Here is a 22,330-nt window from a genome sequence, read left to right on the forward strand (position 1 = left end):
GGCTCGATGACGACCCCTGTCCGCACGGATCGGCCCTCGTCGAAACAGAGTTGGTTGGCGCGCGCGGCATTTGCGGCGCTGGTTCTTGCCGTCGTGGTGCTCCTGATTTTCGCCGGACTGAAAACCTTGACCATGCTGATCCTGGGGATCGGTGGGGTGGTCGTGTGCGTCGTAGCGGTGTACTGGTTTCTGACCACCCGCGGATTCCTCCGCTGGATCTCGTTGGCTGTGGCGGTTCTGACGCCGATCGTGGTGCTCGCCTTCCTGATCCGAGAACGCCTCTTGTGGGTGGTGCTGCTCTCGATCGGATTGTTCGTCATAGCCGGTATCTGCGCCCGCGCCGCTTTGGAGGGGGAGGAGAAGGAACTGCCGGTGGTCGAGCGACCGGCGCCGCCGCCCGCCAAACCGTTCTTCGTGATGAATCCGAACTCCGGCGGTGGCAAGGTCGAGAAGTTCGACTTGAAACGCAAGGCCGAGGAACGAGGGGCCACGGTCGCACTACTCGAGGGGCCGGAGAAGATCGACGTGACGGCCTTGGCCAGGCAGGCGGTCGCGGACGGCGCCGACCTACTCGGTGTTGCCGGTGGCGACGGAACTCAGGCGTTGGTTGCCGCTGTCGCGGCCGAACACGACCTGCCCTTCCTCGTCGTCAGCGCCGGGACGCGCAATCACTTCGCCGCGGATCTGGGTCTCGACCTCGACGATCCGTCACGGTGCCTCGACGCGCTTGTCGACGGCGTCGAGGTGACGGTGGATCTGGGTAATGTCGGCGGTCGAACCTTCGTCAACAACGCATCGTTCGGGGCATACGCCGAAGTTGTCCAGAGTCCGGAGTACCGCGACGCCAAGACCAGCACCTTCCTGCAGAAACTCCCGGATCTGCTCGCCGGACGTGCCGGAGCGGTGCTGACCGCGCGCTCCCCGAGCGTGTCCGCGGTGGGTCCACAGGCGGTTCTGGTCAGCAACGGACCGTACGAGATGAACGACTTGGCGGGGCTCGGTCATCGCCCGCGATTGGACCGGGGCACTCTCGGGATCGTGGCGATCTCCGTCGGCAGCGCCCGTCAGGCCGTCGGGTTACTCCATCGGGCGCATCAACGAGGCCTGGCTCAGGGCACCGGATTCGAGGTGATCATCGACGCCGACACCGACGAGATTCCGGTCGGCGTCGACGGTGAGGCTCTGGTGATGCCGACTCCCGTCAGGTGCACGGTCAGCCCGCAGGCACTGAGAGTCAGAGTCCCCCGAGACCGTCCGGGCGTCCGTAGGCCCAGGCATGCCTGGGATCTGGTCCGATTGCGAGAGTTGGCTAAGTTCACGAAATCCGGCGCATGACCTGGCGATAGCCTTGCATGACTGCCAGCAGAGTGAATCCGGCAAACATGTCCGTTTTGCACCGGATGCTGGCAGCATTGAGGGCCGGTACGGATCCTCGAGGAGCAATCGAATGACGATCACACCCAGCGAAGCGCCGGTAGTCGAGACAACGTACGGGCCGGTTCGTGGATCCACGGAAGGTGCGGTATCGAGTTGGAAGGGGATCCGCTACGCGGCACCTCCGGTCGGGTCGTTGCGTTTCCGCGCACCCGTTCCGCCACAGCCGTGGACCGAGATTCAAGACGCAACAGAATTCGGTCCGTGTGAACCGCAAAGTCGACTTGCGATGATCCCGCTCGGTGAGAACGTTCCGATGGATGAAGACTGCCTGTTTCTCAACGTATGGGCGCCGGGCCCCGTCGGCTCTGATGCGCCGGGTAAACCGGTCATGGTCTGGATTCACGGCGGTGCGTACTTTCGCGGAGCATCCAGCCAACCACTTTTCGACGCAACCACATTGGCTGAGAACGGTGACGTTGTCGTCGTCTCGATCAACTACCGCATCGGTGTGTTCGGCTTCGTCGATTTCTCGTCCTTCAACTCGGAAGAACACACCTTCGAGCCCAATGTCGCTCTCCGCGACATGATTGCAGCGCTGCAATGGGTTCAAGGCAACATCGCGGCCTTCGGTGGTGATCCGAATCGGGTGACGTTGTTCGGCGAGTCGGCAGGTGGCGGCGCTGTGACGACGCTGATGACCGTGCCGTCCGCCCGTGGCCTGTTTCATCGCGCTATCGCCGAGAGTTCCCCCGCCACTTCGGTGTACGGGAGTGAACGTGGCGAGATCGTCGCGAAGCTGTTTCTGGAGATCTTCAGCGGCGGTGGCGATCTGGGTCTATTGCGGTCCACGTCTGCCGAAGACATGATCGGGCCGTCAGACGAACTGTTTGCTCGCGTCCCTCAGGAGACGCCCGGCACTTTGGCGTTCGCGCCGATCGTCGACGGTGATCTGCTCCCTGATTACCCGGTGCGCGCGTTCCGTCACGGCAGTGCACACCCGATTCCGCTGATCATCGGAACCAACAAAGACGAATCTTCGCTCTTCCGGATGATGAAATCGCCGTTGATGCCGATCGATCCCGTCGTGATCACGTCGATGTTCGCGGAGATCGCCGACGAGCACCCTGGGCTCGAGCTACCCGATCATTCTCAGATCGAAGGTGCGTATTCGGGGCTGTCCAAGCTGGGCGCTGGTCTCGGGCTGACCCGTGACTTCGGATTTCGTTTGCCCACGCTGTGGATTGCCGAGGCGCACAGCAAGATTGCACCGACCTGGTTGTACCGATTCGACTACGCGCCGCCGATGCTCATGGCGTTGAAAATTGGTGCGACCCACGGGACCGAACTTGCCTACGTCTTCGGCAACATCAATCACGGAGCGCGGGACATCACCTACAAACTGGGCGGGCTGAGCACGGCGCGTCATGTATCGGAGCGTATGCAGGCGAGGTGGCTGGATTTCGCCAGAGCTGCAGGTGATTACGGCACCGGGGCCGATCGTGAACTGGGTGCGGACCCGGGATGGCCGACTTACGACACCGATACACGCTCGACACTGTTGATCGACAAGCACGATACCGTCGTCGCTGATCTGGATTGCGAAATCCGGGAGGCGTGGGGTGACACGGTGATTGCATTCACCTGATGGTTCCGGTCTACTGCAGTGTGGCGAGATAGTGCGAGACGGGTCCCGCTGTGAGCATTCCGCTTCCGGCGCCGGCAATTTCGGCGGCGGCAGGTAAGAGCGCCGCTCGAGCACGCTCCTTGACTCGACTGTCGCCGACTGCAGTGGCCGCCGCGGCAGTCAGGCACCACAGTGCTTCGGAGAGTAGGTCTTTGGGCGGGTCCGGCAATGCCTCGACGGCCTTCGCTGCTTCGTTCGCCTGCCCCTGTGCGATGAGCAGGTGTGGCCGGGCCCAGGGTTCGTACGGGCCCCACTGCGTAGCCGGGTCGAAAATTGCCGGCAGTCCCCGCCACACGCGGAGGGCGAGAATTGCGAGAGGGAGTATGCCGTCCTCGAGACCCGGCATGCCGGAACCGGAAAGGTTCACTGCCGCAGCTTCGTACAGCTTCTCGCAGTGCGCCGCTTCTGCGCCGGTGGTGGCCGTTCGCATAGCGCGAAACCAGGTGGTGAACACCGCTGCCAACGGCCGTTCGTGACGTCCGGCCAATCGATCAACTGTCTCGGCGTGTAGCTCGGCTGCGTCGAATTGCCCCAGTGCGCCGAGCGCTTGCATACGGATGAGATGGCCGAGAATCTCGAAGGTGGACAGTCCGTGTCGAGCGGAGAGGTCGACCAGTTCACGGCCGATGCCGTCGCGCTCGGAGGCCAGACCGGTAGTCCAGAACGTCTGCATGAACAATCCGTTCAGAGCGAAAGCCAGGAGACCTGGATCGTCGAGAGCGCGACTGATCTGCACTGCAGCGCGGGCACATTCGAGCCCGCGCTGACCGGACAGTCCGCGCGATTCGAGTGCAATTGTCGCCAACAGTCTGGCCCGAGCGGGTTCGTTGCCGACCGGAAGTCGATCGAGGGTGCGCTGAGCGGCCGCGACGATCTGTGCAGCCTGCCGAGGATCGTCGGATCGTGTCCAGATTCCGGGCACGTCGTAGTTGCCGATGATCCGTGCGGTGAGTTCGACATCGTCCAATTGTTCAGCGGCACCGATGATTGTCAGTCGTTGGTTTCGGGCAGTCTCGAGTCCGCTTCCGCCCGTAACTGCCAAACTTCGGAGGAGGCCGACGGTTGACTCCAATCTCGATTTCGATCCTGCCGCTACGGTCCGGTCGTACGCTGCCGAAACCTGAGTGAAGATCTGTTCTGCCGCTACAGGATCCAGGTGGTTTTCGCGGCGGAGAATGTCGGACTCGAGGTCGGTCAGTCGTGGCCCGGGGTCGATGCCCAACTCTTCGGCGAGTAGCTCGCGTGCGCGACGTAGGACTGCCAGAGCATCGCCTTGACGGTTGGACCGGTACAGCGCGAGAGCGAGTAGTCGCCAACCGTCCTCGCGCCAAGGGTGTTCCGTGACGTGGGCGTCCAGATCGGGAATCGCTTCGGCAGTTCGCCCGAGATCGAGTTGCGCGGATGCGAAGCGTTCGACGGCAGTCAGACGCAGTTCCTCGAGGCGTGACCGCTCAGATCGAGCCCACGGTTCTTCGGCGAACTCCGCGTAGGCCGGCCCTCTCCACAGTTGGAGCGCGGTTCGGAGCAGTTCGAGTGATTGCGCCGGCGTCGAATCGGCGGCTTCACGTACCAGTCTTTCGAATTCCCAAGCGTCGACCGCGTCGGGTGCAGCACGAAAGGCGTAGCCAGGGCCTTCGGTGACAATGACTTTCGGCTTCGTTCGCGGGGCACGATCCGGTTCGAGCGCGCGCCTCAGTGCGGAAACGAACGTACGTATTGCACTGGTAGCCCCGGCCGGAGGATCGACCCAGAAGTCGTCGACAATCACGTCCACCGGAACAACACGTCCTCGGGCAATTAGCAGACGAGCGAGAACCGCTCGGTGTCGCGGACCCTTCAGATCGATCAACCCTGACGAATCGTTCCACGCGACCACGGGTCCGAGAACTCCGAAAAATGTGTGGTCTCGCATTTCCCCACGCTATCGCGCTCATCGAATGCTCATCGACTGCGGCGAAGCTGATTGCCATCACCCCGACAAACGAGAGCGACCGATGACGATCACCATTCCAGGCTTCGACTATCAGCAGATTTCCACAACAGACGGGGTGCGGCTCAACGTCGCGGTCGGCGGAAACGGAACACCACTCGTCCTTCTTCACGGTTTCCCCCAGACACACCTCATGTGGCGTCACGTCGCCACTGCGTTGGCGTCGGATCACACCGTCATCTGCCCGGATCTCCGCGGATACGGAGCCAGCGACAAACCGGTCGAGGAAAACCCGGACACCTACTCCAAAAGAACAATGGCTGCCGACATTGTCGAGGTGGCGAAGAAGCTGGGACACGAGAAGTTCGCCCTCGTCGGCCACGATCGTGGTGCGCTGGTTGCCGTCAGAGCTGGGCTGGACCACCCGGATGTGATCACACAGCTCGGTTCGCTGGACGTGCTCCCGACCTTGGATATGTGGGACATCCTGCACGGATCGAATGCTGCTGTGGCATTCCATCTCTATCTCATGGCTCAGCCACCTGGTCTTCCCGAGCAGATGATCAGCGCCAGCGCCGACGTGTTCTTCGAGCACTTTCTCGACGTGTGGACGCAGAACCGCGAAGCGATTCCGGTAGACGTGCGGGCGGAATACCTGCGCGCCTCACGGGAGGCGGTGCCGTCGATCGTTGCCGATTACCGGGCGTCGGCAGGCATCGACGTCGAACACGATCAGGCCGATCGCGATGCTGGCAACCAACTGCACATGCCGGTCACGGTCATTCAGCAGGACTGGGGTTCGATGCTCGGCTACGACGCCGAGGCCCTGTGGAAAGCGTGGGCGCCCGATCTCGAGCACCGCACGCTGTCCGCAGGTCACTTCATGGCGGAAGAGGCGCCTGCCGAAGTGGTCGAGGCGATCCGGACCCTACTCGAGAGGTAGTTTTGACGCTTCTCGGCTGTCGAGGTACTGGCGAGCGCATCACGTGCGTCGCGAATGGACGAGGGGGATCGATGGGTTTCTCGCTGCACTTCATGCGTATGACGAAGGACGTGCAACTCGATGTTGATCGGGCGGCGGTCGCCGCTTTCCTCGATCAGCACGGGCTGCGCGTGGTCGAGAGCCCGTACGGAGGCGAGATCGTCGACCGTGACGACAGGGCATTGACGATCGACGGGGCCTTCTCCGACCTTCATCTCGACTCGCTCGAGCAGAGCGATCCACTCAGTGGTGGAATCTTCCACGCGACGCTGTCGCCTGCCGAGTGCGCGTTCGTCTACGACCTCTGCGCGGCCGCTGGGTTCCTGATCGTCAACCCTCAGGGTGACCCGACGTTTCTCGTTCCCCAGCGCAATCACGAGCCCGACGACGTTTCCGAGTTGGAGGACGTCGTCTGGGTCGAAAGCGCCGAGGAACTGGCGCGGGCGCTCACCGGTGGTTTCCAAGCGTTCCGTGAGTTTCGGGACCGCGTGACAGGACGAGCCGCCGGTGCCGAATGATCGGGGCCCCGTCGGGTTGACGAAGGTCGGGTTCTACCGCTTGACCCCGGCCGCCAAGTCGTCGACCAGGACCTTGGCGGTCAAGGCGTATCCCGCGGCCTTGTAGTAGTCGAACGGAATCACGCGACCGGCCTGTGCGGCGGGCAGGCGCTGCCACGTCGGCGAGGTGTACACGCTGCCGGAGGCGCTGCGATCCAAGGCGAAGATGACGTCAGCTTCTTCGAGACGGTTGAACTGCTCCGACCCGAGCATCACGCGAAGGTCGGGGCCTTCACGGAGCACCTCGAACCCGAGGTCCTCGGCGACGGCGGTGCGGAAATCGTTCTGGAACCACGCGATCTGATCCTCGGCGGCGGCAACGAAGGCAACCTTCTTGCCGGCCATCAGCGGTTCGACGGTCGGGCGGACCTGAGCTACATGGGCGTCGTACTCGGCGAGTACTTCTTCGGCGCGATCGCTGCGCCCGATGCCGGTGAGGAAGTCCGACATGACCTTCCGCCATTCCGGGGTGAAGTCCTTGCCGACGGGCAGGACCGGTGCAATCTGCTGCATCCGGTCGTTGCCGTACGACCCGGTGTCCCACCAGCCGGCGCTGAGGACGAGAAGGTCCGCGCCGAGGGTCGAGATGTATTCGAAGTTGGGATCCGAAGCACCTTCGGCGAAAATCTCGACACCGGTGGCATCCGGGACCTCGCGGCGAAGGTGTTCGGCGGCGCCGGTCGGGTAGGCGGTCACCGGGTACCCCGCGAGGATCGACAATTCGAGGCCGTCGCGTGGATCGAGGGCAACGACGTTCTGAGGGTCCGTCGGAATGATCAGCTTCTCGTCGCCGCGTGTGAACTCGAAGGTCTCCGCGTTATCGGGCGTCGAACTTTCCGTGCTGCTGCAGGCGGCGAGAAACGCGGCCGCAGCGACGCCCGCGCCGACGCCGAAGAAACCGCGCCGCGTCAGGTTGTCCACGATCGCCCAGTAGTCGCGATCGGTCGTGGAGGGAGAAAGAAGTCGAGTCATATTTGTTAGGTTAGCCTTAGGGGCTGCCTTCGGGAATGGCGAAACAGCTCCCATGAGCGCCAAGAAATACGGCGAACACGCCAGCGCGCAGAGTGTTGTCGGCGTCACCGGCCCGCCTGAATCACAACCCACTTTCGACCTTTGACGTGCATGACGTCACAACCGGCCGCCTCCTCGATCGCGATTTGGCCCTGATGGCGCCGACTATGCTGGGTGCACCAGCAGTACGATTTCGGAGGTTGCAATGCAGATCACCAGCGTCGGCCACGCAGGATTTCACATCCAGACCGAGGCCGGATCCATCCTGTGTGATCCATGGGTGACCCCGACGTATTTCGCGTCCTGGGTGCCGTTCCCCGACAACACCGAGTTGGACTGGGACGCGCTGGGCAATTGCGACTACCTCTACGTCTCGCACCTGCACAAGGACCACTTCGATCCGAAGAACCTGATCGCGCACGTCAACAAGGACGCCACCGTCCTGCTCCCCGATTACCCGGTGCCGGACCTCAAGCGTGAGCTCGAGAAGCTCGGCTTCCACAAGTTCTTCGAGACGGAAGACTCCGTCAAGCACACCGTCAGCGGTCCCAAGGGCGATCTCGACATCATGATCATCGCTTTGCGCGCTCCCGCGGACGGTCCGATCGGTGACTCAGGCCTGGTCGTCTCGGACGGGGAGACCACCTGTTTCAACATGAACGACGCCAGGCCCGTCGACTTCGACCCGCTGACCGACGCCTTCGGGAAGGTCGACATCCATCTGCTGCAGTACTCGGGCGCGATCTGGTACCCGATGGTCTACGACATCCCGAAGGGCACCAAGCGCAACTTCGGCAAGCAGAAGCGTCAGCGCGGCATGGACCGCTGCCGCAACTACATCTCCCAGGTCGACGCTGCCTGGGTTGTACCGTCGGCCGGCCCGCCGGTCTTCCTCGACGACGACCTGCGTTACCTCAACGACGATCACGGCGACGAGGGAAACATCTTCCCCGACCAGATCACGTTCCTCGAGCAGATGCGCATCAACGGCAACGATCGTGGTCTGCTGATGATCCCCGGCTCGGCCGTCGAACTTCGGGGAAGTGAGAAGGTCGCCCTGACGCATCCCATCCCGGACGCGGACGTCGACAAGATCTTCTCGAACAAGGCCGAGTACATCGAGAAGATGGCGCAGAAGATGGCACCGGTCATCGCCGCGCAGAAGGCTACGTGGGCTCCGGCCGAAGGCGAGCCGCTGCTCGACGGTCTGAAGGCCAAGTTCGAGCCGATCATGGCGCAGTCCGATCTGATCTGCGACGGAATCGGCTACCCCGTCGGACTCGTGATGGGAGAGGAGACGGTCGTCCTCGACTTCCCGAAGCGGATCGTTCGCGAGCCCATCGACGGAGAAGGTAAGTACCGCTACGGCTTCCGCATTGCTCCCGAACTGGTTCGCACCGTTCTGCGTGACGACGAGCCAGACTGGGTCAACACCATTTTCCTGTCGACACGCTTCACGGCGTGGCGCATCGGTGGGTACAACGAGTTCCTCTACACGTTCTTCAAGTGCCTCACCGACGAACGCATCGCATACGCCGACGGCTGGTTCGCCGAGGCGCACGACGACAGCGCGTCTATCGAGTTGGGTGGCTACGAGATTCAGCGTCGTTGCCCTCACCTCAAGGCTGACCTGTCGAAGTTCGGTGTCGTCGACGGCACCAACCTCACCTGTGATCTGCACGGCTGGCAGTGGGATCTCGAGACCGGCCGCTGCAAGACGTCCAAGGGCCACGAGCTGCGCACCAGCAAGCTGAGCTGAACCGAGCTCGTCGGGTGACGGGATACAGCAGGTCGCTGATCGGCCTGGCGACAGCGCTCGCCGGGTTGGCCGGTTACGTCGACGCGCTCGGATTCATCACGCTCGGTGGGCCTTTCGTTTCGTTCATGAGCGGCAACATGACGCAGGCGAGCGTCGCATTTGCAGACGGGGTGTGGTCGACCGCGCGGGTGGCAGGCGGCATCATCGTGCTCTTCCTCCTGGGAATCGCGCTGGGAACCGTCGTCACCCACTTCACGGAGCGGTACTCCGTCCGGACCCGCAAGGTCACAGTGCTTGCGGTTGTGGCGGGACTGCTGGCCATCGGTTCGGTGATGAGCAGCCTCGACGTCACCCCAGGCGCGATCTCGGCGATGGCCCTGGCGATGGGAGCCGTCAACTCGGTGTTCCAACGCGACGGTGAGGTGACGATCGGTGTCACGTACATGACCGGTGCGCTGGTCAAGATGGGCCAGCGTCTCACCGGAGCCTTTCTGGGCGGCCCGAAGTGGGCGTGGCTGCAGCACTTCGGGATGTGCGCGGGGTTGATCGCGGGCGCGGTAGTCGGTGCGCTCGTTCATCGGTGGATCGGCCTTCACGCTCTGTGGCCTGCTTCGGCATTCACGGTTCTTCTGATCGCCGTCGCGTGGCGGGTCTCGCCCCCGGCACCGGCACAGGTGTAAAAAGAGCGGGGTACACAAGCCGGAGTGCGGGGGAACTGTGGATGCTCTGATCATCGTTGTGCTGGGACTACTCGGAATCGTCGCCGCCTCGACGCTCGGGGCGCGGATCGGAGTCGCGGCGCCGCTGATTCTGGTGATGGCCGGGATCGTTGTCAGCCTCCTCCCCTTTGTCCCAGCAGTGGACATCGATCCGGAATGGATTCTCGCGGGTGTGCTTCCGCCGCTGCTGTACTCAGCTTCGGTCTCGATGCCGTCGATGGAGTTTCGGCGTGAATTCGGTGCTATCGGTGGGCTCTCAGTTCTCCTCGTCGTGGTGAGTGCGCTGGTTCTCGGTGTGTTCTTCTCGTGGGTGATACCAGGACTCGGCATCTGGTGGGGCATTGCACTCGGCGCGATCGTGAGCCCGACGGATGCCGTCGCGACGTCCATCGTCAAGAAACTCCCGGTCTCGCCGCGGGTGGTGTCGATCCTCGAAGGCGAAAGCCTGCTCAACGACGCTACCGCTCTGGTCCTGTTGCGTACTGCCATCGCCGGAGCGGCCGCGTCGGTATCGCTGTGGAGTGTGTTGGGCAAGTTCGCTTTTGCCGTCGTCGTGGCCGCGGTCATCGGTGTTGTCGTCGGCAAGGTCAACCTGATGGTTCGTGCCCGTGTCACCGACTCGACGGTCAACACGGTCATCTCGTTCACGGTGCCGTTTCTGGCCGCGATCCCCGCCGAAGAGTTGGGTGCATCGGGGTTGGTTGCTGCCGTCGTGGCCGGGCTCGTCACCGGCTACGACGCTCCTCGGAAGCTTTCGCCGCGTCATCGGTTGTCGGACTCCCAGAACTGGCGCACAGTCGAACTGGTCCTCGAAGGTGCGATCTTCCTGGTGATGGGCCTCGAACTCTCGTCGATAGTCGACGATGTCCGGGTCGACCACGAGGGAATCACCACCGCAGTCTTCGTCGCTGCGGGTGCACTGTTCCTCACGATCTTGGTTCGGGCTCTGTACGTCGCGCCGCTACTGCGAGCACTCCAAGCGCGGGCGAACTTTCGCGAACGCATGAAACCCAGACTCTCCGACATCGCGAATCGTCTCGAAAATCCAGAGGATTACCCACCGGACGAAGGGCGGCGTAGCAGGCGCCGGGCGCCTTCGGCGAATCAGATGGAACGGTTCAAGATTCGGGTGCGGCGGACGGTTGCCGATATCGATTACTACCTTGCCGCGCCGTTGGGATGGCGTGAAGGGACGATCGTCATCTGGGCCGGTATGCGCGGAGCGGTCACTCTGGCTGCCGCGCAGACTCTTCCGGAAGACACTCCGAGTCGATCGCTTCTGATCTTGGTGGCGTTCCTGGTCGCAGCCGGCTCGTTGATCCTTCAGGGTGGGACGTTGAAGCGCGTCGTAGTGGCGGTCGGTCCGGCAGCGCAGGACCTCACCGATTCCGAACTCGACGAACATCGACGTTTGCTCGCTCTACTCGAGGATGCTTCTGCGAGTTTCGTTCCACCCGAGGGGCAGTCGAAGAAGAAGACCCGGCTCGACGTGATCGACGCGCAGCGCCAAGCGCTACTCGACGCGCGGGACGACTGCCTGTTCGACGCACGGATGCTCGGATCGGCACTGGCCGCGCTGGACGCCGATCAGATCAGCCTCGAACTCAAGGGCGGTCCGGACGGTTGATCACGTGCACAGTCTCTTTCGAGCAGACGTCATCATTGCCCGCGTGATCACGCCGTGCAGTACCTGAACTGGTGCGAAGTAGATTCGGCCCGCGCGGTTCTTCAGCTCCACGGCAGTGACGACGTGCAGGAGACCGGCGTCGTTGTCGGCCTGAACCGAGGCGACGAATCGTAGGTGTTTCTCGTCCGCCTCGATGAGGGCCTCTCCGTCGGCGATCTTGTCGACGGTAAAGGTGTCCGGGCGTCCCTTGGCGATGCCGAGCAGTCCGACTACCCGCTCCCTGAGCCAGAACATCGCGAGGACTGGTGCGGGGACATTCCTGACGTCGAAGACGGCCTGCGCCCACTCCTCGGATGTATGGGTCGGAACAGACGGGATGGTGATCGTGGTGGCTTCTGCCCAGTCCGGTGCAGGCATTGCCTTGAATGCGAGTGTCATTTCATCCTCCGTACGGTGCCGTATGGAACTTACCCATACGGTACCGTACGGAGGTGACGAATGCCCGCGCCCGACTCTCCCGCGATCAGTGGATCGATGCTGCTTTCGAGGCTCTGACCAGCCACGGGCCAGGTGCCGTCGCTGTGGAGAAGGTGGCACGCACGCTGGGATCGACCAAGGGTTCCTTCTATTGGCACTTTGCGAACCGTGACGAATTGCTGCAGGCTGCGCTCGATCGATGGGAAGTTCTGGCAACCGAGCGACTGATCTCTTCCGTCGAGGCCTCCGGCGAACCGGCAGAGGTGAGGTTGCGTCGCCTGGTCGACGCGGTCACAACCGGACTGGCCGGTCGCCGTGCGGAGTTGGAACTGCTTGCCGGGATCGACCATCCTGTGGTTTCGGCGGCGGTTCGACGTGTCACCGAGCGTCGAGTCGCCTACATCGTGACGTTGTTGGTCGATCTGGGGATGGACAGGCAGAAAGCGGAACATCGTGGCGTACTTGCCTATTCGATGTACCTGGGGCAGATGCAATTGGTGCACAGTGCGCCAGATGTGGTTCCTGGCAGCGGTGCGGACGCTCACGCGCTCGCCGACGAGTTCGTGAGCATGGTTCTGGCCGGGTAAGTCCGCCATCGAATGCAGCGTGATCTGCGCATCACCCTGCGCTTTCAGGTGAGGGACCACACATTGCGCGTAACCCATAGTTACAGATACTTTGAGGTCAGCTGAAGTGGGGTGCCGGATATGTCGGCATTTCCCGGAGGCGCAAAACCGTTTCACGACAGGAAGAAAGGTGACTCACCATGAGCGTTGTGCTTATTTCGTTGCTGGTCGCCGCTGGACTCACCGTGCTGGCCACCAGTGACGGTGCCGGTCTGGACTTCGGGAGTCGGCAGCTGAACCGCCAGTTGAAGACCCGCACGCACCGGTAACCCCGGAAATCGGCCGGCTCCACGCGATACTTCGCGGAGCCGGCCTTTTGCGTTGTCCGGTCAGTTCACCCCGAGATCTGCCAGCCAGGCCCGCGTGCTGCGGGCAGTGATACCCAAGGCAGCAGTAGAACCCGTCGCGGAGTCGAACGCGACGCTGTCGGCAGATTCGAGTCCCGTGTAGAGCTGGGAAACCCCGGCTGCTGCACCCGCTCCGATGATCGGCGCAATCGATGCACCGAAGGCATCGGGTGTTACGGCTTCGAAAGTTACCGCGCGCGAGAAGTGTTCGGCGAATGCCTCGGCCAATTCGATACCGGTGATCGCCGGAATCTGTCCGATGTCGACCGCGTCCGGTGCTACGTCGAGAGTCAGGGCCGCGACGGCTGCATCAGCGACGTCGAGATGTGAACTCCATGCGACCGCGAGATCGGCACGCAGTGGGTAACGCAGGACGCCTTCGTCTTTCACTCCCGACAGCACAGTGGGCAGAAGAAGATTCTCGAGGAACAAACGTGGGGTCAGAACGGTCACCGCGATGCCTTCGGCGCGAAGTCCGTCGACGAGCTCGGAGAGAACGGGTGTGTTGGGACCGGCAAGCGGCGAAGTAGCGTCGCCGATCACCGTGCCGCTGGTAGAGATCACGAACCGCGAAGGGCGCGCCGCTCTCGCTGCAGCCAGAACATTGTGGGCATAACCAGCTAGCGTCTCGGTGTCGCCGGCGAGTGGCAGGTGAAAGAACACCCCGTCCGCCCCGCGATAAGCGTCGGCGAGAGAGTCGACTGACGCATTGTCCGCGACGACGGTGTTCGCACCCTCGAACGTCTGGTCAGGGTTACGGGTAATTGCTCGGACTTCGGCCCCTGCCGATCCGGCGAGAGCCGCGACCAATCCTGCGAGAACGGGAGAGCCCTGTGCGCCGGTGGCGCCATGCACTGTGTAAGTCATGACGCCTATAGTTCACATCGGGAACCAGTTACTTCAAGTGAACTAATGGGGAATCGATGAGTGAATCAGGTCACGTGCTTCCGGAGTGCGGCGTCGCGCGCTTCCTGCTGGTCCTGGACGGGCCGTGGGCAACGCTGATCGTTCGTGAGCTCACGCACGGCCCCATGCGCTTCACGGAACTACGACGCGCTTTGCCCGGCATCAGTCCAAGGACACTGTCGGCCAGGCTCAAACGTTTCGAGGAGTTCGACCTGGTGACCCGGACTGCTTACGCCGAGGTGCCGCCGCGAGTGGAGTACGAACTCACCGCGACGGGGATGGAACTGCGCTCCGTGCTCGAAGCGATGGTCGAGTGGGCGGATCTGGCACTCCCCGTTTCCTGAGGTGCCCTCAGCGCGGGCCCGAAAGTCCAACTCGCAGAGCGCCACAGGCCTCGAACATCGCGTCTTGTCCGGTGTGGCCGACGCCGGTGGTGTTGACGAAGGCATGGATCAAACCGCTGTGACGCCTCAGTGCGACCGGGACTCCGGCCTCTCGCAGCCGGTTCGCATACGCTTCGCCCTCGTCGCGTAGTGGGTCGAAACCGGCGACCGCAACGTACGCGGGCGGTAGGCCGGCCAGGTCCGGAGTGAGCAGCGGTGAGACTCGCGGGTCGAGAGCCGAAGTGCCGCCCGACAGGTAATGGGCTGCATACCAGTCGAGTTGGGCGTCGGTGAGAAAGAAGTCGGTGCCGAACATCTTGTGCGACGGGCGCTTCGACGAAAGGTCCACCCAGGGAAAGAAGAGCAGTTGGAATGCGGGTTTGACGTCGTCTTCGGTCGTGGACTGCGCGACGACGGCAGCCAGGTTCCCGCCGGCGCTGTCTCCGCCCACTGCAATGGATTTCGGATCGGCGCCCAGTTCCGCGGCATGTTCGACGCAGTACCGGAATGCGGCGACGGCGTCGTCGACCCCGGAGGGAAAGGGGAACTCCGGTGCCAGCCGGTAGTCCACCGACAGCACACTGACTTCGCCGTGGCGGGCCAGGAAGCGGCACACACTGTCGCCGCTCTCGAGGCTGCCGAGGACGAACCCGCCGCCGTGGAAGTACACCAAAAGTGGAGCGGGCGTGGAGACCCCGGCGGGGCGATACAGCCGAGCGGAAATCGCGTGGTCCCCGGCCGGGATCTCGAGGTCGCGAACCGTTTCGATGTCGATGGGCGTACCGCCGAACAGTCGCGATTCGGCGTCGATCTGAGCTCGTCCCTCTTCGACCGGAAGATGCTCGAAGCTCGTACCTTCCACTGCCGAGAGCAATCGCAGTGCAAGCTGGATCTCGGGGTGCAGAGTCTGTCCGTCGATCTCCTTCGGCTTGCCACCGAGAATGCGCTGCGCGCCGGTCGGTAAGGCGCCAACGACATCGAGCACCACCCGCGCAACACGATCTTGGACAGACATCTTCTCCGTGGACATACTCGCCTTCCGTCGGCTGATCACCCGTCGCTTGTACGTTACGAAAGAACTGGACAAGTATCCAGGAACTTCGACGCTCGCGATCAGCTTGCCGGCGTCACCGTGACTGTGACGGGGCCCGCGTCGTCCGCGGTTTCCACTGTGAGAAGACGGCTTTGGGGGTTCCAGTTCACGATGTCGGCGCCTGCGACGTTGACGCCGCCGGGAAAGCCGCTCTCGGGTAGGTAGATCTCCGTCGGCGCCGTCACCGCGGGGTTCGGGGTGAACGTCAGCTGAAGGCGGTCGACGCTCGAGGACCATTCGGTGGGTGTGCCAGCGACGGCACGCGGATACGGCTTGTTCAGGGTGTCGACGAGGAGTGTCTGTGTTCCGTCCGGCAGGTACGGGCCCCAAGGCCCGGGATCACTGGACCAGTAGGAGACGCCCGCGCCGAGTTCTCGGGCGGTCGTGTAGACGCGGTCGATGTAGTCGGTTGCGCCGGGCAGTGTTGTGTCGAGCCCGAATTCGCCGAGAATGACCGGGACACCGCCGAGTACGTTTCCGGCGATGTGTTCGACGCTGTCGCGCCAGGTGTCGATGGTCGCGTCGGTGAGGGTGCGTGAGAGGCCGGAGTATCCGTCACCGAGGTCGAGGGGCAGTGGGTACAGGTGTGGGCAGTAGGCGATTCGCTGTTCGCCGGCTCGTGGGTCGTTGATCTTCGTCAGTCCGCTGGGGACACCTTGGTTGACGCCGACGGCCTGCGGGGCCACACACACCCAGCTGTCCTGATCAACTTCCCTGATGGCGTTGGTGGTTCGCTGATACAGGGCAGCGAGGGGCCCACCTTCGAATGCGGGGCCTTGGAGGGAACCGCCCCACGGCTCGTTCATCAGGTCGTAGGCCACGACGGTGTCATTGCCTGCAAAACGTTCGGCCACCGCCTGCCATGCGTTCGCGTAGTGCTCGACCAGTTCGGGGTGTTGGCCGGTGGTGTTCCAGAAGTTGTCGAATGCGCGCATCACGCCGGGTTGGATGTAGTACAGCTCCCAGCGGTCTTGAGGGCTGACCGGAAGGCCGTCCATGTATGTCGCCCAGGCCGGTGCGCCGTTGCCGATGTTGCCTGCGCCGTTGCCGCTGTTGCCCTCTGGTGTGATCGCGCCGGAATAGACGTCTTGATGCATGTCGAGCATGACCTTGTAGCCGCGCTCGGCATACCAGCTGACCCGGTCCTCGACGCGGTCGAGATACTCCTGGTCGTACTGTCCTGGTTCCGGTTCGACCGAACGCCAGGAGATCAGGAACCGCACGAAATTTGTTCCCATGTCTGCATGTTCGCGCTCGAGGTCGGCTTCGGTGAACTTCGGCATGCCGTCGGGTGCGCTTTTTGCGCTCGACGCCGTGTTGAACCCTCGCAGGATCAAGGAGCGGCCGGCGTCATCGGTCAGGTACGACGGCGACATCGAAGTGCCACCGGCGCTCCCCGACGTGGGCAGGCTGCCCTGAGCCGCGGCAATGCCGCCGCCCAGTATCAGTGAGCCCGCGACTATCAATGCTGAGAGCGGGATACGGCGCACGGAAACTCCTCCTGGATGTGTGGATGGATTGACTTGTCCGACTGAGGATTCAGCCCTGGTCTTGATCACTCGGTGTCGATTCACGTCGGTTGGCTTACGCTGGTACGCCCGTTTTCGATGTGTCCGACGAGCACGCGCTTGAATTCAAGATCTTCGTCGACCGTCACGGTGGCCTGATACCAGCCGTCCGCCGACGCCACCGCCCACCGGCCGCGTGCGCCGGCAGCGAGCTTCCGTCGGTCCCCGTCGACGTCGACGGAGAGTGCACGACTTCCGGAATTGTTCGCGGTCAGTACAAGCGCGCGCGACCCTGCGTCGATGGTTGTCGAGACGTCGAGCGAGGCTGCCGCACTGTCTGTAGCTCCACTGAACTCGCGCCTGAAACCATTGGGACCCAACAGGGTCAGGCTGTAGACGCGATCACTGAGCGCAACGGTGTCATCGACCTCGCCCAGGAGGTCGTAATGCCGTGGCTCGTCGAACTCACCTGCGTACGGGTACAAGTCCAGGTGAGTTGATGCGGCACCGGCATTGACCAGATGGACCGTCAACGAGCCGGTTTCCGGGTTCACCGTCGTGTAGGCGTCGGGCTGATAGGGAAGGGCCCGTGCTGGTCGAGTGCCGCTTTCCTGCAGGGGCATTCTCTGTTCGGTGGGTGGGGTCGGTGTCCACCGCGGTTCCAGAGGCGGAGTGGGCTGCGGGCGCGCCAAAGTCGGTCGGCTACGCGGGTTGGCGAAGTCGAACGCCGACGTCAGGTCGCCACTCACCGTGCGTCGCCACGGGTCGATTTCCGGCTGCGTGATTCCGAACCGCTTCTCCAGGAATTGCGTGACGGACGTGTGGTCGAACACTTGTGAACAAACGAAACCGCCAACAGTCCACGGCGAGATGATCGTCATCGGCACCCTCGGGCCGAGGCCGAGCGGCTGATTGCCGACCCATTCGGTTTCGACCGAGCGCGGCGGTCGAGGTGGCGGTACATGGTCGAAGTACCCGTCGTTCTCGTCGAAGTTGACGATCACGGCCGTCTTCGCCCACAGATCGGGATCGGAGGCGACGGCGTCGAGCACTTGATAGAGCAGTGTTGCGCTCGCCGCAGGTGACGATCCCGATGGGTGCTCCGAATCCACTTCGGACGGAACGAGATAACTGACTTGCGGCAGTCGGCCCGACTCGACGTCCTTCCTGAACTCGGCGGCCAGTGTGCCGGGCCGGGATCGGTACAGTGCGCGATCGTAGAGTTGGCGATCAGCAGGCGACAGTTGGTCTGCAGCATTCTCGAGGGCCAGTACCGCTGCGTCCTGGACCGGCGCCGGCATCGACGGCAGGGCGAGATAGAACCCGGCCAAGGTCTGCAGTTCGTAGGGGAGCAGGCTTGGCCGACCAAGCAGCCCTGCCGCCACTTTCTTGAAGGCAGTGAAGTATTCGAGGTTGTTGTCTCCGAAGTTGTCCCACTCTTGGTAGGTCTTCCAGGAAATGCCGGCGGACTGCAACCGCTCGGGAACCGTCGTCCATCCGTAGCCGGCGTGCCAGGGGTTGTAGGCAGCATTGGTTACAGCTCTTCCCTCGGGGCCGGGCGGATCCGAAGGCAGGACCGATTGGGTCGGATTAGGCGAAAGTGGCTCGTATCCGGTGTATCCAGAGACCCAATAATTCCGGTTGGGGCTCGTCGACGTCGGAACGGAGCAGTGGTAGGCGTCGCAGATCGTGAACGAGTCCGCCAGTTCGTAATGAAAGGGAATGTCTTGCCGGTCGTAGTACGCCATCGTCGTACCGGTCTTTGCCGCAATCCAACCGTCGTGCCAGCCGTCGGCGAGTGCGGCATGTCCGCCCGCCCAGCTGTGATCCAGCCCGGTGACGTTCTGGGTGTCCATGCGTTGTGCTGCAGCGGAATCGCGGATGGGGAAGGGGAGCACAGGACCGGTAGGTCCGGGTTGTTCGAAGACGCTTTGGCCGCTGCGTAGACGCAACGCATTCGGATCCCCGAAGCCGCGAACACCCCTCAGAGCGCCGTAGTAGTGGTCGAAAGATCTGTTCTCCTGCATGACGAGGACAACATGCTCGATCGAATCGAGCCCGCCGGAGTTTGCGGGTGTCGCCAGTGCACGTTGAAGCGACGGCGGCAGAAGGGAAGCGGCGGCGACTGCAGTCGCGCCGACCCCGGCGGCGAGAAACGACCGTCGAGAAAAGGAATTCCTGGACACTTGTGCTCCATCGATCAATCAATCAGTGCTATGACTACGGCCGCGACATGCTGTTGCCGCTGCTCCGAATCGGTGCAGCGGCAACAGTGTCGAGAGAAATGCGATCAGGAACCGAAGAGACCGCCCAGCGAACCGAGGCTGCCCGAGCCGCCGTTTCCGCCATCATCAGGCGCAGCAGAAACCTTTACGATGGATTCGTCCGACGCAGACTGCGTGAATCCGCTTCGCCCGGCGTATGCCGCCTTGATCGGATGGTCGCCCGTCGATGCGAAAGTGTGCGTCAGTCGCGCCACACCGTCGACTCCGACGACAACGGGTTGTCCGATGGGTTGGTCACCGTCGAAGAACTGAACCGAACCCCCGCCCGGATTAGGACTGACCGTTGCGGAAAGTTCTGCCGCGACATTCTGCTTGGCCGTCGCGGGAGCTGCCAGTGAGGTCGAGGTGGTGACATCGGACGGCGCGGGATCAGACACGGTGACCGTTTGGGCCGATGCCATCGACGGCATGAATCCTGTTGCGCCGGAGTAGTAGGCCGACACTGCATGAGATCCGGCCGAGGTGAATGCGTGTTCCAGAGTGGCTTTTCCGTCAGCGCCCACCGGGATCGGGGCACCGATGTTTGCAGCGCCATCCTTGAACTGGAGAGTGCCACCAGTGGGGGTCGGCGTGACCTGCGCCCTCAGCGACACCGATACGCCCGTCTTTGCATCGGTAGGAACGTTCACGGCAGTGTCGGTCTGCTTGACGACAGGTGCGGCAGTCACCGTGACCATCGTCTCTGTCGAGTTGGAACTCTGGAATCCGTTGACTCCCTGGAACGTTGCGGAGACCCGCGCGGTTCCGGCGGTGAAGAAGGTATGCGGTAGCCGGGCAGTGCCGTCGGCACCGGGCGTGACAGGTGTACCGACGTCAGCGCCGTCCACCCTGAACTGCACGTTTCCGTTGACCGGAGCCGGATCCACCTTTGCGACAAGCTCTGTCGGTGTGCTGGCTTGGATCGAGTCGGGCATCTGGATTGTGGTGGTTGTCGGTTGGCTGACGTAGATGGTGGTCAGGGCCTGCCCACCGGCGTTGAGGCCGGAGTTCCTGTTGTCCCGCGGGGAGCAGTTGTAGCGCTCCCAGTAGTTGACTGTGAAGACATCCTTCTCGCGCTGGACGAATGTGAGCGCATTTCGGTCGTCGTCGTAGTTGGCGGAGCCGGGATCGGAAACTCGCAGCGAAGGCTTGATCTCGCTACCAGCCGCACCGGCTTTGACTGTGACGTCGACTGCGGGGAGTCGGAACTTGGTGTTGGCACCGACGATGATGCCGTCACTCGATCGAACCGCGGAGGACGGACCGTTTCCGATGGTCCGATTCGATCCGGAGATACGCAGGTGCGTACCGGATGCCGATGGATTACCGCCGTCGTCGATCTGTGTGACTGTTGGAGTGGCACTGTCGGATCCGAGGCCGTACGCACTGTCCGCCACAAGCTGCGAACTCACGAATTCGACGCCCGACGGGATGTCGAAGTCGTACTTGATCCGGGCCCAATGCACGACTCCACGGCTGGCATGGCCGCCGCCGTTTGCCTTCATCTCGTTCGGCTGCACGCGGTAGGTGACGGTCTCACCTGGTGCCGCGGTGGTCGGCGCGGTGATGGTGACCCCCGAGCCGAGCGTCTCGTTGAACGTGATCGGGCTTGCCGCACCGTCCATCTCGCGCACATGGCATGCAGTTGTGAAGGCCACGCTCTTGGTCTCGGGGGCAGCAGAGGCGGTCCCGCCGCCGGCGATCGCGAACAACCCGCCGGCCAGTACCGAGACGGTTGCAATCGCAGAGCCGCGTAACAGTTTCGAGTTCATCGACGAATCCTGGTTTCTGTTCACAGTTTTCACGACCCGAATCCCGGGGTACCAAGGCTGCCGAGGCTACCGGTGCCCGGCTCGGGCTCGGACGGTTCGACGACGTTGATCGTCACGGCGCCCGACATCGACTCCATGAAGCCTGCAGATCCCGTGTAGTACGCCGTGATGTTGTGGTCGCCCACTGTTGTCATCGTGCGGTTGGCCTTCGCGACGCCGTTGACGACGGCCACCGGAGCGCCGAGGTCGACCCCTCCGTCACGGAACTGCACTGTTCCTCCCGACGGCCACGGAGTGACCGTCGCCGTCAGTTCCACGGAGTCACCGACGACAGCTTTACCGGGTGCGTCGATTCGCGTCTGTGTCTGAGCGAGGCTGGAGTCGACATTGATCACGGCGAGCGGCTGGCCGCCTGCGTTCAATCCGGCCGAACGATTGTCGCGTGGTGAGCAATTGGTGGTCAGCCAGTATTTGACGCCGCCGAGCAGGGTTTCCTGTTGCAGGAAGGTCAGGTAGTTGGCGGCACTGTCGTAGGAACCGGAGTTGGTGTCGGAAACGCGGAGCATGGGCTTGATCTGGGTTCCCACAGCCCCTGACGTGACGGTGACGTCGACTGCCGGGAGCTGGAACGTCTTTCCTCCACCGACCTCGATTCCGCCGCCGCCGTTGTCGTCGGTGTTGGGTCCGTTGCCTGCCGTGATGTTGTTGCCGGAGATACGAAGATGCGTCCCATTCGGATCGGGTGAACCGGCATCGTTCACCCGCGTGATCGTCGGGGCGACCCCACCCAGATTCGAGCTGGTGCCGGCCACGATCTGCGCCCCCACGTAAGAGGTGCCTGCAGGGATGTCGAAATCGAACTTGAGACGTGTCCAGTTCACGACGGACCTGAGGTCGTAGCCGTCATTGGGGACCGTCATCGGCTTGGGGGCGAGTCGGTAGGTGAAGGTCGAGTTCGGCGGAACCACGGTCGGGGCACTGATCGTGACGCCGGAATCACGCGTCTCGTTGTGTGTGATCGGACCGGGGAACTGCCACCCGTGACACGATGCCGTGAACGGAAGGTTCACATCAGCGGCGGATGAAACTCCCGCTCCGCCGACGACCAGGGCAACGCATCCGGTCAAGGATGCGGCCACCCCTACTCCTCGGCGCATCAACGTCGACACCATTCACATTCTCCTTGAGTAGCGCTCGAAAAGATCGAGCTCTCGGCTTGAAGCCGGGTCCGGGAACCGGCCTCGAGCTGACAGAGAAGCGAATACGTCTTCGTCGTTTGCTCACCACCAGCTCAAACCCTGGAGAGGA

The 22,330-nt window shown here is 62.9% G+C and carries 19 protein-coding genes; 10 read left to right on the top strand and 9 right to left on the bottom strand.

All coding sequences use genetic code 11. The features are described from left to right. Nucleotides 1-6: 6 nt before the first annotated feature. On the top strand, nucleotides 7-1,335 hold the full coding sequence (locus RE4_RS00195) for a diacylglycerol/lipid kinase family protein (RefSeq protein ID WP_020971243.1): 1,329 nt from the start codon (nucleotides 7-9) through the stop codon (nucleotides 1,333-1,335). Nucleotides 1,336-1,447: 112 nt separating this feature from the next. After that, complete coding sequence (locus RE4_RS00200; protein WP_060937767.1) at nucleotides 1,448-3,022, top strand: carboxylesterase/lipase family protein; 1,575 nt, start codon at nucleotides 1,448-1,450, stop codon at nucleotides 3,020-3,022. 10 nt (nucleotides 3,023-3,032) lie between these two features. On the opposite strand, the gene RE4_RS00205 is transcribed toward RE4_RS00200, so the two are convergent. Then, nucleotides 3,033-4,973, bottom strand: coding sequence for an AfsR/SARP family transcriptional regulator (locus RE4_RS00205; RefSeq protein ID WP_060937768.1), 1,941 nt, complete (start codon nucleotides 4,971-4,973; stop codon nucleotides 3,033-3,035). Nucleotides 4,974-5,055: 82 nt separating this feature from the next. On the opposite strand from RE4_RS00205, the gene RE4_RS00210 reads away from it, so the two are divergent. Both RE4_RS00210 and RE4_RS00215 read left to right on the top strand, forming a co-directional pair. After that, on the top strand, nucleotides 5,056-5,934 hold the full coding sequence (locus tag RE4_RS00210; RefSeq protein ID WP_060938229.1) for an alpha/beta fold hydrolase: 879 nt from the start codon (nucleotides 5,056-5,058) through the stop codon (nucleotides 5,932-5,934). 71 nt (nucleotides 5,935-6,005) lie between these two features. Beyond that, entirely contained in the window at nucleotides 6,006-6,491 is a 486-nt protein-coding gene (locus RE4_RS00215) for a hypothetical protein (RefSeq protein ID WP_020971240.1), read from the top strand. Between the two features lie 33 nt (nucleotides 6,492-6,524). Here the strand turns inward: RE4_RS00215 and RE4_RS00220 are convergent, their stop codons facing one another. Next, complete coding sequence (locus RE4_RS00220; RefSeq protein WP_060937769.1) at nucleotides 6,525-7,502, bottom strand: ABC transporter substrate-binding protein; 978 nt, start codon at nucleotides 7,500-7,502, stop codon at nucleotides 6,525-6,527. 244 nt (nucleotides 7,503-7,746) lie between these two features. On the opposite strand from RE4_RS00220, the gene RE4_RS00225 reads away from it, so the two are divergent. The 3 genes from RE4_RS00225 to RE4_RS00235 are packed head-to-tail and all read left to right on the top strand — an operon-like array spanning nucleotide 7,747 to nucleotide 11,646. Continuing rightward, entirely contained in the window at nucleotides 7,747-9,300 is a 1,554-nt protein-coding gene (locus RE4_RS00225) for an MBL fold metallo-hydrolase (RefSeq protein WP_060937770.1), read from the top strand. Nucleotides 9,301-9,314: 14 nt separating this feature from the next. Continuing rightward, nucleotides 9,315-9,980 (top strand): YoaK family protein, encoded by a 666-nt coding sequence (locus tag RE4_RS00230; RefSeq protein ID WP_019745905.1) that lies wholly within the window; start codon nucleotides 9,315-9,317, stop codon nucleotides 9,978-9,980. A 37-nt stretch (nucleotides 9,981-10,017) separates the two neighbouring features. Continuing rightward, on the top strand, nucleotides 10,018-11,646 hold the full coding sequence (locus RE4_RS00235; protein WP_060937771.1) for a cation:proton antiporter: 1,629 nt from the start codon (nucleotides 10,018-10,020) through the stop codon (nucleotides 11,644-11,646). Here RE4_RS00235 and RE4_RS00240 read toward each other — a convergent pair whose 3' ends face one another. After that, nucleotides 11,647-12,084 (bottom strand): DUF2867 domain-containing protein, encoded by a 438-nt coding sequence (locus tag RE4_RS00240; protein WP_019745903.1) that lies wholly within the window; start codon nucleotides 12,082-12,084, stop codon nucleotides 11,647-11,649. Nucleotides 12,085-12,137: 53 nt separating this feature from the next. On the opposite strand from RE4_RS00240, the gene RE4_RS00245 reads away from it, so the two are divergent. Beyond that, the gene (locus RE4_RS00245; RefSeq protein ID WP_021333326.1) at nucleotides 12,138-12,710 is read left to right on the top strand and encodes a TetR/AcrR family transcriptional regulator; all 573 of its coding nucleotides are present in this window, start codon (nucleotides 12,138-12,140) and stop codon (nucleotides 12,708-12,710) included. 179 nt (nucleotides 12,711-12,889) lie between these two features. Further along, nucleotides 12,890-13,018, top strand: a complete 129-nt coding sequence (locus tag RE4_RS31485; RefSeq protein ID WP_003943237.1) for a hypothetical protein — start codon at nucleotides 12,890-12,892, stop codon at nucleotides 13,016-13,018. Between the two features lie 60 nt (nucleotides 13,019-13,078). Here RE4_RS31485 and RE4_RS00250 read toward each other — a convergent pair whose 3' ends face one another. Beyond that, nucleotides 13,079-13,963 carry an SDR family oxidoreductase gene (locus tag RE4_RS00250; protein WP_046379550.1) on the bottom strand — a complete coding sequence of 295 codons (885 nt, stop codon included), beginning with the start codon at nucleotides 13,961-13,963 and terminating at the stop codon, nucleotides 13,079-13,081. Between the two features lie 56 nt (nucleotides 13,964-14,019). Between RE4_RS00250 and RE4_RS00255 the strand changes: the two genes are divergently transcribed. Next, entirely contained in the window at nucleotides 14,020-14,346 is a 327-nt protein-coding gene (locus RE4_RS00255) for a winged helix-turn-helix transcriptional regulator (protein ID WP_019745900.1), read from the top strand. 7 nt (nucleotides 14,347-14,353) lie between these two features. On the opposite strand, the gene RE4_RS00260 is transcribed toward RE4_RS00255, so the two are convergent. The 5 genes from RE4_RS00260 to RE4_RS00280 form a co-directional block, all read right to left on the bottom strand. Further along, a complete protein-coding gene (locus tag RE4_RS00260; protein ID WP_081098286.1) occupies nucleotides 14,354-15,415 on the bottom strand; it encodes an alpha/beta hydrolase in 1,062 nt (353 codons plus the stop codon). 83 nt (nucleotides 15,416-15,498) lie between these two features. Continuing rightward, nucleotides 15,499-16,968 (bottom strand): cellulase family glycosylhydrolase, encoded by a 1,470-nt coding sequence (locus RE4_RS00265; RefSeq protein WP_060938231.1) that lies wholly within the window; start codon nucleotides 16,966-16,968, stop codon nucleotides 15,499-15,501. A gap of 80 nt (nucleotides 16,969-17,048) precedes the next feature. Further along, nucleotides 17,049-19,172, bottom strand: a complete 2,124-nt coding sequence (locus tag RE4_RS00270; protein WP_060937772.1) for a phosphocholine-specific phospholipase C — start codon at nucleotides 19,170-19,172, stop codon at nucleotides 17,049-17,051. A gap of 104 nt (nucleotides 19,173-19,276) precedes the next feature. Then, entirely contained in the window at nucleotides 19,277-21,022 is a 1,746-nt protein-coding gene (locus RE4_RS00275; RefSeq protein WP_238076640.1) for an Ig-like domain-containing protein, read from the bottom strand. A gap of 29 nt (nucleotides 21,023-21,051) precedes the next feature. Further along, the gene (locus tag RE4_RS00280) at nucleotides 21,052-22,194 is read right to left on the bottom strand and encodes an Ig-like domain-containing protein (RefSeq protein ID WP_046379547.1); all 1,143 of its coding nucleotides are present in this window, start codon (nucleotides 22,192-22,194) and stop codon (nucleotides 21,052-21,054) included. Nucleotides 22,195-22,330 lie beyond the last annotated feature (136 nt).

This window comes from Rhodococcus erythropolis NBRC 15567 (assembly GCF_001552595.1).
Taxonomy (GTDB): domain Bacteria; phylum Actinomycetota; class Actinomycetes; order Mycobacteriales; family Mycobacteriaceae; genus Rhodococcus_F; species Rhodococcus_F erythropolis.

Coding starts and splice junctions, on each gene's coding strand:
- RE4_RS00280 (WP_046379547.1), bottom strand. CDS start 22,194: ATGGTGTCGACGTTGATGCGCCGAGGAGTAGGGGTGGCCGCATCCTTG.
- RE4_RS00200 (WP_060937767.1), top strand. CDS start 1,448: ATGACGATCACACCCAGCGAAGCGCCGGTAGTCGAGACAACGTACGGG.
- RE4_RS00260 (WP_081098286.1), bottom strand. CDS start 15,415: ATGTCCACGGAGAAGATGTCTGTCCAAGATCGTGTTGCGCGGGTGGTG.
- RE4_RS00275 (WP_238076640.1), bottom strand. CDS start 21,022: ATGAACTCGAAACTGTTACGCGGCTCTGCGATTGCAACCGTCTCGGTA.
- RE4_RS00255 (WP_019745900.1), top strand. CDS start 14,020: ATGAGTGAATCAGGTCACGTGCTTCCGGAGTGCGGCGTCGCGCGCTTC.
- RE4_RS31485 (WP_003943237.1), top strand. CDS start 12,890: ATGAGCGTTGTGCTTATTTCGTTGCTGGTCGCCGCTGGACTCACCGTG.
- RE4_RS00195 (WP_020971243.1), top strand. CDS start 7: ATGACGACCCCTGTCCGCACGGATCGGCCCTCGTCGAAACAGAGTTGG.
- RE4_RS00225 (WP_060937770.1), top strand. CDS start 7,747: ATGCAGATCACCAGCGTCGGCCACGCAGGATTTCACATCCAGACCGAG.
- RE4_RS00220 (WP_060937769.1), bottom strand. CDS start 7,502: ATGACTCGACTTCTTTCTCCCTCCACGACCGATCGCGACTACTGGGCG.
- RE4_RS00210 (WP_060938229.1), top strand. CDS start 5,056: ATGACGATCACCATTCCAGGCTTCGACTATCAGCAGATTTCCACAACA.
- RE4_RS00205 (WP_060937768.1), bottom strand. CDS start 4,973: ATGCGAGACCACACATTTTTCGGAGTTCTCGGACCCGTGGTCGCGTGG.
- RE4_RS00240 (WP_019745903.1), bottom strand. CDS start 12,084: ATGACACTCGCATTCAAGGCAATGCCTGCACCGGACTGGGCAGAAGCC.
- RE4_RS00215 (WP_020971240.1), top strand. CDS start 6,006: ATGGGTTTCTCGCTGCACTTCATGCGTATGACGAAGGACGTGCAACTC.
- RE4_RS00250 (WP_046379550.1), bottom strand. CDS start 13,963: ATGACTTACACAGTGCATGGCGCCACCGGCGCACAGGGCTCTCCCGTT.